Raw genomic sequence first — 14642 nt, 5'->3', positions numbered from 1 at the left:
GAATTAGGAGAGACTAATAAATGAAAATCCAAGAGAAAATAATTATAAATGGAACAAAAGAAAATGTTTGGAATGTCATTTCTGACATAAAGAACTCTTCTAATTTTATCAGGGGCATTGAAAAAGTTGAAATATTGGACCAAACAGAAAATTCCTTAAAGGGGCTAAAATGGAAAGAGACGAGGATTTTATATGGTAAATCAGCGGTAGAAACCATGTGGATAACGGATGTAAAAGAGTACGAATCTTATTCCACCAGAGCCGAAAGCCACGGTGCCATCTACATCAGCAATTTCGTGCTCAATGAGAAGGATGGTATGACAGAACTAAGCATGAACTTTTTCTCAGAATCTATCACTCTTGGGGCAAAGTTATTGTCTATAATGTTTTTCTTATTTGCAGGAGCAACTAAAAAAGCCTTTAAAGAAGATTTGACGGATATAAAGGCCGCCGTTGAAAAACAGAGCTCCAGTCTTTAAGTCCTACTCTACTTCAATATATTTCGGATTAATTGGCTGAATTCGGCAATCTCATAGGGCTTAGAAATCATGAATTCCAAACCATGAGCTCTCAAATTTTCAATCTTTTCAGCTTCTAAATATCCGGATGTAATGATTATCTTAGCTTCTGAATCAATTTCTTTTATTTTCATAAAGGCAGCACTGCCATCCATTCCCGGCATGACCATATCCAGCACTACCAGATCAATTCGATCCTGATTTTCAGAGAATATTTGAACAGCTTCCATCCCATCTGCCGCAACTATGACCTGGTAACCGATAGATTCCAGAATATCCCTTCCTAAGTCCCTGTTAAAATCTTCATCATCCACCAGAAGGATGGTTTCAGAACCAGAGGGAACAGAACGATCAGCCTTAGTTTCTAGATCCTTTGTATCGTCGCTACAGGGTAGTAAAATACAAAACTCAGTACCATGGCCAATTCGGCTTGTCACAGTTATTTCACCACCATGATCTTGGATATACCGCATGGTAGATGAAAGCCCTAATCCAGTTCCCTTACCATCAATCTTTGTTGTGAAAAAAGCATCAAAAATATTAGGAAGGATATCATCATCAATGCCAGTGCCCGAATCTTTGACAATGATCTTACAATACTCCCCTGGTTCGATTACAAAAGAACTGGTACTGCAGTAAACCTCATCAAGGAAAATATTGCTTACAATAAAATCGATAGTTCCATACTGAGAATTTATGGCATGGCTGGCATTGAGTCCCAGGTTGAGCAGGACGTTTTGAAATCCCGATTGATCGGCATGGACCATGTCGTTATGAGCATTAAACCGTGTCGTAATTCTAATCTTATTATTGACGGATATTTCGAGAATACTGGTTGTTTCAAGAAGGATATCCTTGATATGAAAGTAGACACATTCAGACCTGCCCCTTCTGCTCACAGTCAATAAATTGGATGCCAAAACAGAAGCTCTCTTTGTGGAAGTCATGATCATATTTAAATAACTCTGACTTTGGGCATCTAGGTCAGTTTCTTTATTCTCAAGAAGGGTCACCGCCGAAATAACTCCGTTAAGGATGTTGTTAAAGTCATGGGCAACACCTCCAGCAAGCTGTCCGACAGCTTCCAGTTTTTGAGAATGATAAAGCTGATCTTTGATCTGACGATGCTCCTCTTCTAATTGAATTTGTTTAGTTATATTCCTCTTAACTGAAGAATAACTCCTTACTTTTCCAAACTGATCCAACACGGGAGAGACGCTGACTTCTTCCACAATAAAACTGCCATCTTTGTTTTTGTTTGTGAACCTGCCAATCCAGGCATTCCCGGAATGAAGGGTATCCCACAACTCATCATATACGGCTCTATTATCAGTTTTATCACTTGAGAAAAGATCCAATGGGTTTTTGCCAATGACTTCTTCTTTTGTGTACCCGGTTCTCTTGGTAAAGGTATTATTGACATACTGAAGATTACCCTCTATGTCCAGGATTTCTACTGAATCACTGGATTGCTCTATGGCAGAAAGAAGCATTTCTATCTCATTATCCTGTAGAACCTTTTCTGTAATATCTTCTTTTATTGCAAGATAATTAACAATATTACCGTCTTCATCAGACAGGGGTGTAATAATGGCGTCTTCCCAATAGTATTCACCATTCTTCTTTTTATTATAAAAGACACCAGTCCATTTATCACCATTTACAACGGTTGTCCATAGCTCTTCATAATCAGTGATGGTTGCTTCTGAACCCTTGAGAATACGGGGATTCTCACCCATGACTTCATCCAGTGTATACCCTGTGAGAGTAACAAATTTATCATTAGCAAACTCAATATTGCCATCAAGATCTGTAATTACGATGGAAATTGGAATCTGATCAATGATCAATTCGCTGTTACTCATCTTATTTATGATGCGGTTTAGTCTTCTACTTTCCTGGGGAATCCATTTCCGTATCAAAATGACGATAACAGTGATGGCGGCGACGAGATTGATACTCTTGGGAATAAAAACAATTTCAGGGCGTATTAAAAAATTATAAAATTTACTGTCGATCAAACCTAATTCGGAAGTTGAGCGTATACCAAAATATATGCTTTCAAATAAAGTTCGGAAGGCATCTATGCTAAGTATGATAAATAGGGTTCGCAGTAATCGGTCAAAATGATGGGCTTTTTTCCTGACCCTTCTCAGATAAAAAGTAAATATATACAGCCAGGCAAACACCAATGCCCAATAAGCCAGAGGTGTAATAAATGTGAAAAGAGACGATCCCTGCATAATATTATTCAACCAGTACTTACCTCTACTTATTAGTATAGCTCACTAAAAAGGAAAAGTCAGTTCTACTTTGGTTTTAACATTGAATCATGAGCTCAACCAGCCTTTAGGACTGACCAAGCCCTCGAAAAGACTAGGATCTTGCCAATTTTTTCCTCATCTCAAAACGGGCAATAAACACAGCTGCAACAAGACCAACGACAAGAATGATAAAAGATGCATAAAAGAAAATAGAATTGATTCCGCTGACTGCCAGAATCTTTCCATTTACGGCCGTACCAATAGCACCTCCAACAAACATGTTGAATGATGCCAGGGACATGGCCGTACCTCGCATTTTAGGCAATTTTGCCTGAGCGGTAGAGATTAGAGTAGACTGGAGGAAAATAAAGGCCATTCCAAAACCGAAAAGGGCGATACAAAGAAGGTATACATTGCTCATGGCAGATAGAATATGGAGAGCCGAAAATCCAAGAATCCCCGCGGTCACAAGAAAACCGTGTTTAAGAAGACTCTTGGCTTTTGGCGCAATACGGCCTCCCAAAACGGTGCCCAATCCAAAGAACGAAAGGATCATGCCCACTTGAAGAACCGTAAATCCTGTGAGATTTTGGAGGAGTTTTCCCGAATAGGTAAAACTGCCAAATACAGTAAAACCTACAAAAAACATAACAATGACAATTCTCATAAAGCGGTAATTTGATAATGGGGCCTTATAAGCTTTCAGGAAACTCAGTTTATTCACAACTTTTTCGTCAACTTCCAGGGTTTTAAAGATGACAGCCGCAATAATCAGCTCTCCGATGCCATAGATGATATAGACCATTCTCCAGGAACCAAAAAAGGAGATAATTCCACCCAGGGCCGTTGCCGTGGCTCCCCCTAGAAACATGAGTCCCATGACCTTACCAATGGCTCCCTGGCGCTCCTCATCTCCATAGGATTGGCCCACCAAGGCCAGGGTTACTGGAAATATGCCGGCACCGAATGCACCATTAAAGGCTCGGAATACAATCAAAGTAGGCAGATTATAAGCAAAACCTCCGAAAATACTGAAAAGGGCCGTCCCCAGAGCCGCGATACGTATGATTTTAACTTTCCCAAATCTATCAGATAAAGGTCCAAAAAATAGTGTGAATAAACCAAATGAAAGCATATACGCCGTCACAGACAAGGCTGCCTGTTGTAATTCAAGCCCTAAATCCTGTGAAATCCTCAATAACAGAGGAGCTGCCGCGTAGTTATCCCCATTTGTCAGAAATGCCAACATCCCCAAGGTTAGAAGCATTTTATTTCTTTTATCTTTCATAATTTCCTTTTAAATATTTAACTCAATGATCTTAAATATAGAATATACGATAATAAAAATCCCGCATATTCGTTTAATCCACAAAGATGCATTTCTAAAATTTCCCGATTCAAGTCTGTTGACAATTTTATTTCCAAAAGTTCCTGCGACGACAATGGCCAGGGTATGGCCAATGCCATAAAAAAAGAATAGGGCAATTCCAAACCAGAGTTGACTCATGGATTGAGAAAAGACAAACCCGATCATAGGAGCTAAAAATGCAAAACTACACGGCCCTAATACGAGTCCATATAAAAAGCCCAGAGAAAAAGCTCCCATCCCTTCGGCCTTCAGGCCTTTCTGAAGAAATGGTAGATTCAGAGATCTCCCAAAAGGAAGGTCTAAAAGCCAAATTCCACAGAGAGTCAGAAATATATACACAAGGACCATGAGAGGAGTCCCTACATCTCCCAGGATTCTTCCTAGAAAACCAGTAATAATACCCATAAGAAGTATCATCAGCAAAATTCCTAAACCAAATAATAAGGAGAGTTTGAATGCCCCTTTGAGGTCCGGTTTCTTACTGTTATTTATATAACCGATAACCAGCGGGATTGAAGCCACATGGCAGGGGCTGAGAAACACACTCAGAATACCCCAAACCAGACTAGCCCCTATCGAAACCACTGAAAATGTATAAAAACTCTGATTTAGATACTGAACAATTTCATTCATGGCAGAGTCACACCGCCCTTTTCAAGAACAGGATAAACTTCTTCAATGGCAAAGAACCCCTCATGCCTGAAATATTCATTACCACTTTTATCAAGGAAAATTTGAGTTGGAATCACTCTTATACCATACTGCTGGGCATACGGTTTTCCTTCCTCTGTCCAAACATCATAAAAAAGGACCTCCACCTGATTCCCAAGCTCTTCTTCCATTTGCTCCATTATTGGAACCATAGCCTGACAGGGAATGCAGTTAACAGAGCCCAGTTCAATAAAAGTAACCTTTTCACTCTCACTTGATGGCTTAAGCGTTGTAGAAGATTCAGAAGAGCTCTTCTCTGTGCATGACACAAGAATCATCAAAAGGATAAAAGGAAGGAAAATCAGTCTTTTCATCCTATGATACCACCGAAGAGCAAGCCAGCAACAGTGGATAGAATAACCACAAGGGTGACGTAGACGGCGGTCTTTTTAAGACCCAGTTCACTTCCAATAACGAGCATGGAGGGTAATGATAAAGAAGGTCCGGCCAGAAGGAGAGCCAGAGCCGGCCCCTGCCCCATTCCGGCTCCGATGAGCCCCTGAAGTATGGGAACTTCCGTAAGTGTGGCAAAATACATGAATGCCCCGGAAATTGCTGCAATGAAATTCGATATAATAGAGTTCCCGCCCACCAGAGAAGCAACCCATTTTGTAGGAATAAGGGCGTCATGTCCCGGTCTTCCTAACAGAAATCCTGCAATGAGAACTCCAAAAAACAGATAGGGGAAAATCTGCAGGGAGAAGTCCCTTGTCTCAGTGACCCACATTTTCATTTCATCTTTAGAAAACCATTTAAGCAGTGAAAAAAGAAGTAAAATAGCAAAGAATCCGGTAATCCAGTACTTACTCCGATAGATAGCATCCCATACAGGGCTTCCTCCGTCAGAGTTTGCCCAGTTGATGAAAACCAGGATTCCTATCATTGAAAACATATACAGAGCCATCTTTCCCAAAGATTTTTCATCTCCCGACTCCTGATATTTGAACATTCTTTCATCGGATAAGCGCTCTTCATCTTCTTTTTTGAAAATCAGGTGCATAAAAAGACCTATGACGATGGCAAATAATATGGCTCCGATCATACGGGCAAGGCCCAGCTTCCATCCAAATATTTTATAGGAAAGAACAATAGCCAGAATATTAATAGCCGGTCCTGAATACAAAAAACTAACTGCCGGCCCCAGTCCGGCACCTTTTTTATAAATTCCTTTAAACAGAGGCAGGACTGTGCAGGAGCAGACGGCCAGTATGGCACCTGAAACAGAAGCAACACCATAGGAAACAAGCTTGGGAGCTTTGGGGCCAAGATACCTGATGACGGCCTGCTGATTCAGAAAGATAGTGATAGCACCGGCTATAAACATAGCTGGAACAAGGCAGAGTAGTACATGCTGCCTGGCATAATCTGAGAGCATTAGAAATGCTTCCTGTATGGCCCTGGCAATCTCAGGAGAAGCAAAGGGAATAAAATAAGCTCCCAGAAAAATCAAGGCTGTTATTCCCAGCGCCTTGTTTGGAGACATCTCTTTTTTAGCCATTATAAACCTCGTCTTTATCCAGAATCTCCCAGGCGACCCGGTCAACTCTATGTTGTGATACTTCTGTATTGCTTGAACCGTGGCATGAATAAAGGAGCTTGACCTTTTTATCACAACCACAGTAGCAGGCCATTATACAGACTCCTTGATTTTCTCAATGATCTGCTCAGCAGACAGGACTTTGCCAGTTGATTTAACATCACCATCAATGGCCAAAGCGGGGGTCATCATCACACCCATATTCATGATTTCTTCCATTTCGGATATTTTAACAACCTCAGCATCTATCCCCATAGTGGCAATGGCCTCTCTGGCTTTAGCTTCGAGCAATTTGCATTTTGGACATCCGGAACCTAAAATCTGTACTATCATGGTAAACTCCTATATATTCTTTGTTTCTGTATTTTGAAACTATGAAACAAAAGAGTCAAGTCTTTCTTGACAAAGTTTCCATTTTTTGAAACATTATATGTATGTTAAATGAAGAGGATAAGATACGGATTAACAGACGGGCACACATGTTCAAGGCTTTGGCACATCCTATGCGGATTTTCTTTCTGGAAAAATTAAAAGAAAGATCATGGTGTGTCTGTGAATTGGCTGCCGAAGCAGGAATTCAGAAATCTGCTGCATCCAAACATCTTTCTCAACTCAAAGATGCCGGTTTAGTGGATGATATAAAAACAGGGACTCAAGTAGAGTACACTCTAACAGCTCCCTGTGTTCTGGAACTGGCCTCCTGTGCAGAAGGAACTGTTTTAAACAATAGAAAAAAACAGCTGGGATTGTAATTTATCTTTTTGAATTGTTTTTTCCCGGAAGCACACAAGACAGGCCTTTTTCTGCATCCTGATATATAACATCGTCGATACAGTGTATAAATTCCATGATGCAGGGGCAGAACAAGGAGTAAAGAACCCGATTCCCTTCTTTATTATCAATCAGAATACCCGCCTGCTTCAAGAGTGACAGGTGCTTGGAGACTGTTGACACATCGGCTCCTACAGCCTGAGTCAGATCTCCCACAGAAAGATTCTCTTTTGTCAGGAGCTCCACCATGAATATCCGGGTTGGATGGGCAAGAGCCTTAATGACCCTTGCTCTTGAGGCTGCCAGATTTTTTTGTTGTTCATAATTCATAAGATGAATGTGATGATTTTTCTCGAATTCGTCAATATCTACTTGACTCTATTTGGTTCTTTTGCCAAATTACCAATATAAATCGTTCATTGGAGAACTAAATGATTGAGAAAAAAATAGGCTTTTTTGCTAAATACCTGACCCTGTGGGTAGGTGTATGTATTGTTTTAGGTGTCGCCTTGGGCGTCTTGTTTCCCCGGGTACCGGAAATCCTCGGAAAAATGGAATATGCCCGCGTTTCCATTCCCGTAGCCATTCTGATATGGTTGATGATCTACCCCATGATGCTGAAAGTAGATTTTAAGAGCATTGTCAATGCAGGTAAAAAACCTAAGGGCCTTGTCATCACCCTTGTGATCAATTGGCTTATAAAACCATTTACAATGTACCTTATTTCCTGGTTCTTCATCAAAGTCGTGTTTAGAAGCTTCATCCCAGAGTCTCTGGGAACTGATTATATCGCCGGAGCCGTACTACTGGGTGCCGCACCCTGTACCGCCATGGTGTTTGTCTGGAGTTATCTCTCCGATGGGGATCCCGGATATACAGTCGTTCAGGTTGCCGTGAATGACCTGATTATCCTTTTTGCATTTGCTCCCATTGTCGCTCTTCTCTTGGGTGTAAGCAATGTTCAGGTTCCCATGGATACCCTCTTCCTCTCTGTCATCCTTTTTGTTGTCATTCCATTATCTGCCGGTTTCATTACCCGTACAATACTCCTGAAAAAGCACAATATGGATTGGTTTGAGAATGTCTTTTGCAAAAAGTTTGAAGGCATCACCGAGGCAGGATTGCTCCTGACCCTGGTCATCATCTTTTCATTTCAGGGTGAAACCATACTTGCAAATCCCGTGGCAATTGTATTGATTGCCATACCCTTGATCATTCAAACCTACTTCATCTTTTTCTTAGGATTCGGCTGGTCTAAACTCTGGAAAGTCCCCTATCAAGTTGCTGCTCCCTCTGGAATGATAGGCGCTTCCAATTTCTTTGAGCTGGCCGTTGCCGTTGCCATCAGCCTTTTTGGATTATCTTCTGGTGCCACCTTAACAACAGTAGTTGGTGTTCTGGTTGAAGTTCCTGTGATGCTGAGTCTTGTCAGAATTGCCAAATCCATGAAGACCAAATTCCCGCAGGAAAAGACGAAAACAGCATGAGAATCATCATAATCGGTGGAGTTGCTGCGGGAACATCTGTTGCCGCAAAACTCAGAAGAAACGATGAAAAATGTGAAATCATCATCTATGAAAAGGGACAGTTCATATCCTATTCAACTTGTGGCATGCCCTATCTTATAGGTCGGGATGAGATAAGTGCACAAGACCTTGTTCCAAGAGATCCCAAATGGTTTGCAAAACGCTTCCAGATTGATATCAAAACAGGGCATGAGGTCATCAGTCTCTCAGCTGAATCTAGATCCATTGAAGTCAAAAATCTTGATAAGGGAGCGACTTTTACGGATCACTACGACGAACTGGTCCTTGCCACAGGCAGCCAGGCTGTGATTCCACCCATAAAAGGGATAGATCAGGAACATGTTTTTACTGTTAAAACAATGGAAGACACCCTGTCTCTTGAAAAGTATCTAGAAAAAACGACGGTCTCTAATGCTCTTGTCATAGGTGCGGGCTTCATTGGGCTGGAAATTTTTGAAAACCTTATAAAAAGGGGGATTTCAACTCGTCTGGTGGAAGCTAAAACAAGCTTAATGCCCTTGATTGATGATGACATGAGCCCATGGATAGAAGACTACTGTGTAAAAAACAAGCTTCAATACGCTCTTGGTGAGTTGGTGGAAAGAATCGAAAAAACCAGGGTGAGTACAAAATCCGGGAATATTTATCCAGCTGATCTGGTCATTATTGCAGCGGGTGTCAAGGCAGAGACCAGCTTAGCCCTCTCGGCGGGAATTGCCTTAGGGAAATCAGGGGCTATTCAGATCGATGAAAAGATGAACACATCCATAAAGCATATCAAGGCTGTTGGTGATTGTGCAGAAGTCTGGTCGGTATCCACTGGCAATCCCATGTTTAGGCCCATGGGATCTACAGCAAACAAAATGGGCAGGATAGCTGGGGACAGCTTGAGCGGTGGAGACCTCGCATTTAGAGGAGTACTAGGCACTGGAATCGTTAAATTTTTCGATCTATATATCGGCCTAACGGGTTTGACCCACTTTGAATCCGAAAAGACAGGTATGGATGTAGAAATCATTCACAATATCAAAGAAAACCAGAGCAAATACCTACCGGAGTCAAGGGAAATGATTATCAAGGCCCTGGCCGACAGAAAAACGGGCAAACTGCTTGGTGTTCAGATCATTGGCGAAAAAGGGGTCGATAAAAGGCTTGATGTATTTGTTACAGCCATGACTTTCGGGGCGACTGTGGATGACTTATTTCACCTGGATTTATCCTATGCTCCTCCGCTGTCGTCAACAAAAGATCCTGTCATGTATACGGGTATGATATTAAGCAATGCCATTTACCGGAACAGAAAAATCGTGACACCTGAACAACTCCTGGGACATGAAAGTGAGTATCAGATTATTGATGTTCGTTCATCCAAAGATTTTGAAAGAGGCTCTATTGAGGGTGCAGAGAATATACCCTTGGCAAAGCTGAGAGAGAACCTCCATCGTCTGGAAAAAAACAGGCCAACCATCACACACTGCAACAAGGGTGTTTCAGGCAACACAGCTCAGAATTTACTGCTGAATTCAAGATTTAATGAGGTTTATAATATTTCAGGAGGTTATAAAAATTACAAAATTTTCAAAACCTACAGGGGGTAAAAAAGAATTTCTATTATTCTCGAATCAAAGCTGCTACCGGAATTTTACTGAAGATATAGGAATATACTTTTCCATTCTGCTTTTAAAAACTTGAATTTTCAATCGGTTAAGAGCAGTAGTTATGGGTATGAAAACATATAGGCTGACAAAAATTTCCGCCATGTCTGTATTTGACAGACCGCGGGAAAAACTCAGGGACAGAGGTGCCGAGTCACTCTCAGACATAGAGCTCATGGCTATATTGATCGGCAGCGGAAGTAAAAAAAATCCAGTTGAAAAAATTGCTTCCCAGGTTCTGAAGTTAACAGATGAGTCAAACATAGTTCTGGAAGCCGACGATTTCCTATCAATTGAAGGGATTGGACCCGCAAAAGCAACCCTACTGGCAGCCTCCATGGAACTCTCCCGACGCATTTACAGTCCCCGGAACAGAAAAATCATGTCTCCTGCTGATATTTATCCACTCCTGTCACATTATGGCGATAGACAGCAGGAGTATTTTTTCAGCATTTGTCTCAATGGAGCCCATGAGGTGATTGATATTACAACCGTATCTAAGGGAATCTTAAATCGTACGATCATACATCCCCGTGAAATATTCAGCACCGCAATCGAGTTGCGGAGTGCCAGTCTTGTGGTTGCCCATAACCACCCGTCAGGGAATCTTGAACCAAGCAAAGAAGACCGGGATATTACTTATAGACTGCAAAAGGCGGGTGTACTTCTGGGGATTGAACTGCTTGATCATGTCATCTTTTCCCATAAGGGATACTACAGTTTTCTGGAAGAAAACAAAATTTAAGAAAGGTAGTTATTTTTCAGATTCTCTTTAAGCCTTGGAAAACAGTCTTATTTTTCAAAAAAATCAATAAAACTATGAAATCATGTTAAGATTCATCATTCCTTTTTAGAATTTTTGGACTCTGGTTATATAGAATCCAAAGGAGAATCTTTTGACTAATAATTCGGGAGAATTCCAATTCAGGAGTCTGATTCTTCCATTTTATGTGCCATCGGCTTTTATGTTTATTGGTTCCGGAATGGTATTACCCATCCTAGCCCTTTATGCACGGAATTTGGGAGCATCTATTTCAATAACAAGTTTTATTATTGGTTTATTTGGTTTAGGCAATCTTTTACTCAATATCCCGGCTGGATTTTTAATTACTCGTTTTGGTAATCGGAAGGTAATTCTGATATCAACCTTCCTGGAAGCTACCCTGGCTGTGATACTTGGATTCAGCAGAGAGCTATGGAGTTTCGGAATTCTCATATTTCTCCTTGGAACTGTGCATACTGTATTTTTTGTGTCTCGTCTCTCCTATTTTCGGGCACTGGTCCCCTCCGCATCACGAGGACGGGCATTAGCCTTTCTTGGTGGCGGAAATCGTATGGGAAGCTTTATCGGACCCATAATAGGCGGTTTTATTGCCCAGAACTGGGGGTATAGTTTTGCCTTCTGGCTCTTTGCCTTATCCATCTACCTGAGTCTTGTTTTTCTCCTTATCTGGCTCCCCAAATCGGAAAGCTCTGGTATTCTCTCAAGTACTGAGAGAGCACTTTCAAGGACTACGGTGATTCTCAAGGAGAACCGCCTTATATTTTCAACAGCAGGACTGGCTGTGATTGTCCTCCAATTGCTGCGTACTGCCCGACAGGCCATTGTACCCCTTGTTGGTGAATCCATAGGTCTCACTGTTTCTCAAATAGGGATTGCTGTTGGAATTATGTATGCAGCAGAACTCGTCCTCTTTTATCCTGCGGGAATCATCATGGATCACTGGGGAAGAAAAATGACTGCTGTTCCCAGCCTTGTTTTAGTCTCACTCAGCTTAATGCTTTTTCCCATGGCTGCTTCTTTTGCGGGGATGATCCTGATTGTTGTAATTGCCGGAATAGGAAACGGCCTTGGCAGTGGAATAAACATGACATTGAGCACTGATTTTGCCCCCTCTAAAAATCCTGGAGAGTTTATCGGAGTCTGGCGTTTTATTGTGGACTTGGGTACAACAGGAGGCCCTTTTGTCGTAAGTGCCGTGGCTGCAACTCTGAGCCTGGGCGCCGCGGCTTTAGGGATTGGAACAATTGGATTCGCCGGTGCGGCAATCATGGGTTTTCTCGTAGCCGAGCCCCTGCATTTCAAAAAGAAGTAAGAATAGATCCTCCCCCATTTAGAATCGAAAATTGGAAATTCTTACTTTTATGAATCCTGAAACACCGGTAAAATAACCTCGAAACAGGCCCCACCCAGATCGGATTCATGGCAAGCGACAGAGCCATAATGCACTTCAGCTACAAATTTAACTGAGGATAAACCAATCCCCATCCCCCGGGAATTACGGCCATGATCTTTTTTATAGAATAGTTCAAAAATCCGTTTTCTATCCTCTTCTAAAACCCCTGGACCATTGTCTTCCATTCGAATTCTGATAAGTCCCTGGGGGGCCTCATAAGCCACACTGAACCTTATTGAGTCATTTACAGCCGTATGCTTACAGGCATTATCATAAAGGTTGATGATGGCACGGTTCAGCTGTTTTGAACTACCGGATATTTTCAATTCCTCGGGATAGTCTTCTAAGACAGATAAATTCTTATTGTACAGAATCGATTCTTCATTGAAGTACTGAATGAGGCCATCAATCCATTCTTTGACTGAGAATATTTCATTTACAACATCCGATTGGACCGTAATGACCTGAGAGAAATCAAGCATCTCATCAATCCTCTCTTCTAATAATCCGGTTTTTCCTAACAGAATATTGATGATATCTGCGGCATCTTCTGGATTTTCCACAAGACCATCCTTAAAGGCTTCAAGATATCCTCTTATGGATGTTAGTGGTGTTTTTAAATCATGTGTTACGGACATCATGAAGTTAATACCCAGATGCCTAGTGTTGTTTAGCTCCAGACGCATCTCTTCAAAGGCATTGAACACAGAAAAGAGTTCATTTTCTTTTTTAGCCACAAGAGGAGTGTTAAAATCCATGTTCTTCAATCGGTTAGAGGCCTTTATAAGCTCCATGATTTCCTTTTTCAGCTTATACATGATGCCTGCTCCCAAAAGGAAGATCAAAGTAGAGACCAGAAATAGATTGAAAAGATACCTAGGCTTTTGAAGTATTTTATAATGACTAGGCAAAAGATCAATGTCAAAGGTGCAAATGCCTCTTTGTCCCTTATAGACGAAGCTGGTAATACTGATATCGCTCTCGATGGCTGTAATGAGTGTGATGAAATAATCCTGAATTTTAAATCCCTCTGGAAAGGAATCGGGAACCATCAAATGCGTATTTGTAAAAGGGTATAAGACCCTACCATCCTCAAGAACGACAGATGTTAACCAGAGCGGGATATTCCTTTCATCCTGATTCCCACTGACAATTTCGAGCAAGGGTTTGGCCAGGAATCTTTTTGCCTGGAGACCCCGTTCATCCGTGTTAAATTGGAGGTACCAGATCTGAATAAATAGGATAAAGATGAGAATGACCAGATTGATAGGAAGGATCAGATTCAAAATGATCATTCTCCAGCTCATGAGTTTTCTGCATTTCTTCTTCAATGAATCCCATCTCCCTGAAAATAATACCCATAACCGTAACGTGTTCTTATATACCGTGGATTAGTGGAATCTTCACCTAATTTATTACGGAGCCTCCTTATATGGACCGAAACAGTACTCATATCGCCAAAATGGTTCCCCCACACACTATGAAACAAATCTTCCTGAGAGACGGCGACTCCAGGCTGTTTGATTAAAAAAACAAGGAGATCCATCTCGCGGGGTGAGAGATTGACGATCTTTTCATTTTGAGTCAGAATTTGTCTGTTTATATCCAATTTAAAATCACCAAATTCGCACAAAGGAGACTCATCGCTATGAGTCTCTTCATGCCGTCTCAAATGAGCACGGATTCGAGCCACAAGCACACTGGGACTGAAGGGTTTTGTTACATAGTCATCGGCCCCCGTTCCAAAACCCTGGATCAAATCTACATCCTCCTGGCGGGCGGAAACAATAATGACGGGGATTTGGCTTTTTTGACGGATTTTCCTTAAGATTTCATATCCATCCATTCCTGGAAGGTTTATATCCAGAACTATGAGATCGAAACTCCCTTCAATAAAAGAATCAAATCCTGATTCTCCCGTGTCTTTCCATAGGGTCTCCATGCCATCCTTTCTCAAGTAAAGCATAATGATGTCGGCAATATCTTTTTCATCTTCTATTAACAGAATTCTAGCTTTCAATGGCTTACCCTCATATAATGTTCTATACAATTGGGGATTTTAATGACTTTCTTTCATATTTTCCCATAAAAAAAAGTAAATGAACAGGAACTCT

General features: G+C 41.4%; 16 protein-coding genes. 6 read left to right on the top strand and 10 right to left on the bottom strand.

Annotated elements, in window-relative coordinates; translation table 11 throughout:
• Positions 1–20: 20 nt before the first annotated feature.
• Positions 21–479: an SRPBCC family protein gene (locus EXM22_RS03490; protein ID WP_149485175.1), complete on the top strand. Its 459-nt coding sequence runs from the start codon at positions 21–23 to the stop codon at positions 477–479.
• Between the two features lie 8 nt (positions 480–487).
• On the opposite strand, the gene EXM22_RS03485 is transcribed toward EXM22_RS03490, so the two are convergent.
• The 7 genes from EXM22_RS03485 to EXM22_RS03460 form a co-directional block, all read right to left on the bottom strand.
• Positions 488–2539: a hybrid sensor histidine kinase/response regulator gene (locus EXM22_RS03485; protein ID WP_168203319.1), complete on the bottom strand. Its 2052-nt coding sequence runs from the start codon at positions 2537–2539 to the stop codon at positions 488–490.
• 355 nt (positions 2540–2894) lie between these two features.
• A complete protein-coding gene (locus tag EXM22_RS03480; protein WP_149485173.1) occupies positions 2895–4070 on the bottom strand; it encodes an MFS transporter in 1176 nt (391 codons plus the stop codon).
• Positions 4071–4079: 9 nt separating this feature from the next.
• Complete coding sequence (locus tag EXM22_RS03475; protein ID WP_149485172.1) at positions 4080–4784, bottom strand: cytochrome c biogenesis CcdA family protein; 705 nt, start codon at positions 4782–4784, stop codon at positions 4080–4082.
• Entirely contained in the window at positions 4781–5176 is a 396-nt protein-coding gene (locus EXM22_RS03470; protein WP_149485171.1) for a thioredoxin family protein, read from the bottom strand. Before EXM22_RS03470 ends, EXM22_RS03475 begins: the two co-directional genes overlap by 4 nt.
• Complete coding sequence (locus EXM22_RS03465) at positions 5173–6360, bottom strand: permease (protein ID WP_149485170.1); 1188 nt, start codon at positions 6358–6360, stop codon at positions 5173–5175. Before EXM22_RS03465 ends, EXM22_RS03470 begins: the two co-directional genes overlap by 4 nt.
• On the bottom strand, positions 6353–6493 hold the full coding sequence (locus EXM22_RS18195; protein WP_168203318.1) for a hypothetical protein: 141 nt from the start codon (positions 6491–6493) through the stop codon (positions 6353–6355). The genes EXM22_RS03465 and EXM22_RS18195 overlap by 8 nt, the downstream gene beginning before the upstream one ends.
• Positions 6493–6732 (bottom strand): thioredoxin family protein, encoded by a 240-nt coding sequence (locus EXM22_RS03460; protein ID WP_149485169.1) that lies wholly within the window; start codon positions 6730–6732, stop codon positions 6493–6495. Before EXM22_RS03460 ends, EXM22_RS18195 begins: the two co-directional genes overlap by 1 nt.
• A gap of 101 nt (positions 6733–6833) precedes the next feature.
• Between EXM22_RS03460 and EXM22_RS03455 the strand changes: the two genes are divergently transcribed.
• A complete protein-coding gene (locus EXM22_RS03455; protein WP_149485168.1) occupies positions 6834–7151 on the top strand; it encodes an ArsR/SmtB family transcription factor in 318 nt (105 codons plus the stop codon).
• Between the two features lies 1 nt (position 7152).
• Here the strand turns inward: EXM22_RS03455 and EXM22_RS03450 are convergent, their stop codons facing one another.
• Complete coding sequence (locus EXM22_RS03450) at positions 7153–7500, bottom strand: ArsR/SmtB family transcription factor (protein ID WP_149485167.1); 348 nt, start codon at positions 7498–7500, stop codon at positions 7153–7155.
• Between the two features lie 101 nt (positions 7501–7601).
• On the opposite strand from EXM22_RS03450, the gene arsB reads away from it, so the two are divergent.
• From arsB to EXM22_RS03430, 4 genes are all read left to right on the top strand, one after another.
• Positions 7602–8657, top strand: coding sequence for an ACR3 family arsenite efflux transporter (gene arsB, locus EXM22_RS03445; RefSeq protein WP_149485166.1), 1056 nt, complete (start codon positions 7602–7604; stop codon positions 8655–8657).
• The gene (locus EXM22_RS03440; RefSeq protein WP_149485165.1) at positions 8654–10294 is read left to right on the top strand and encodes an FAD-dependent oxidoreductase; all 1641 of its coding nucleotides are present in this window, start codon (positions 8654–8656) and stop codon (positions 10292–10294) included. The genes arsB and EXM22_RS03440 overlap by 4 nt, the downstream gene beginning before the upstream one ends.
• Positions 10295–10415: 121 nt before the next feature.
• Complete coding sequence (gene radC, locus EXM22_RS03435) at positions 10416–11096, top strand: RadC family protein (RefSeq protein WP_246157073.1); 681 nt, start codon at positions 10416–10418, stop codon at positions 11094–11096.
• A 151-nt stretch (positions 11097–11247) separates the two neighbouring features.
• Positions 11248–12447: an MFS transporter gene (locus EXM22_RS03430; protein ID WP_149485164.1), complete on the top strand. Its 1200-nt coding sequence runs from the start codon at positions 11248–11250 to the stop codon at positions 12445–12447.
• A gap of 47 nt (positions 12448–12494) precedes the next feature.
• Here EXM22_RS03430 and EXM22_RS03425 read toward each other — a convergent pair whose 3' ends face one another.
• Complete coding sequence (locus EXM22_RS03425; protein WP_149485163.1) at positions 12495–13859, bottom strand: HAMP domain-containing sensor histidine kinase; 1365 nt, start codon at positions 13857–13859, stop codon at positions 12495–12497.
• The gene (locus EXM22_RS03420; protein ID WP_149485162.1) at positions 13856–14548 is read right to left on the bottom strand and encodes a response regulator transcription factor; all 693 of its coding nucleotides are present in this window, start codon (positions 14546–14548) and stop codon (positions 13856–13858) included. Before EXM22_RS03420 ends, EXM22_RS03425 begins: the two co-directional genes overlap by 4 nt.
• Positions 14549–14642: the final 94 nt, after the last annotated feature.

The sequence above is a fragment of the Oceanispirochaeta crateris genome (assembly GCF_008329965.1).
Taxonomy (GTDB): Bacteria; Spirochaetota; Spirochaetia; order DSM-2461; family DSM-2461; genus Oceanispirochaeta; species Oceanispirochaeta crateris.
The sequence above is the reverse complement of the archived record's forward strand: the minus strand, read 5'-3'. Positions and strand labels throughout refer to the sequence as shown.

Excerpts from the sequence above, each read along its gene's own strand:
- EXM22_RS03490 (WP_149485175.1), top strand. The coding sequence starts at position 21 with ATGAAAATCCAAGAGAAAATAATTATAAATGGAACAAAAGAAAATGTT.
- EXM22_RS03480 (WP_149485173.1), bottom strand. The coding sequence starts at position 4,070 with ATGAAAGATAAAAGAAATAAAATGCTTCTAACCTTGGGGATGTTGGCA.
- EXM22_RS03475 (WP_149485172.1), bottom strand. The coding sequence starts at position 4,784 with ATGAATGAAATTGTTCAGTATCTAAATCAGAGTTTTTATACATTTTCA.
- EXM22_RS03470 (WP_149485171.1), bottom strand. The coding sequence starts at position 5,176 with ATGAAAAGACTGATTTTCCTTCCTTTTATCCTTTTGATGATTCTTGTG.
- EXM22_RS03465 (WP_149485170.1), bottom strand. The coding sequence starts at position 6,360 with ATGGCTAAAAAAGAGATGTCTCCAAACAAGGCGCTGGGAATAACAGCC.
- EXM22_RS18195 (WP_168203318.1), bottom strand. The coding sequence starts at position 6,493 with ATGGCCTGCTACTGTGGTTGTGATAAAAAGGTCAAGCTCCTTTATTCA.
- EXM22_RS03460 (WP_149485169.1), bottom strand. The coding sequence starts at position 6,732 with ATGATAGTACAGATTTTAGGTTCCGGATGTCCAAAATGCAAATTGCTC.
- EXM22_RS03455 (WP_149485168.1), top strand. The coding sequence starts at position 6,834 with ATGTTAAATGAAGAGGATAAGATACGGATTAACAGACGGGCACACATG.
- EXM22_RS03450 (WP_149485167.1), bottom strand. The coding sequence starts at position 7,500 with ATGAATTATGAACAACAAAAAAATCTGGCAGCCTCAAGAGCAAGGGTC.
- arsB (WP_149485166.1), top strand. The coding sequence starts at position 7,602 with ATGATTGAGAAAAAAATAGGCTTTTTTGCTAAATACCTGACCCTGTGG.
- EXM22_RS03440 (WP_149485165.1), top strand. The coding sequence starts at position 8,654 with ATGAGAATCATCATAATCGGTGGAGTTGCTGCGGGAACATCTGTTGCC.
- radC (WP_246157073.1), top strand. The coding sequence starts at position 10,416 with ATGGGTATGAAAACATATAGGCTGACAAAAATTTCCGCCATGTCTGTA.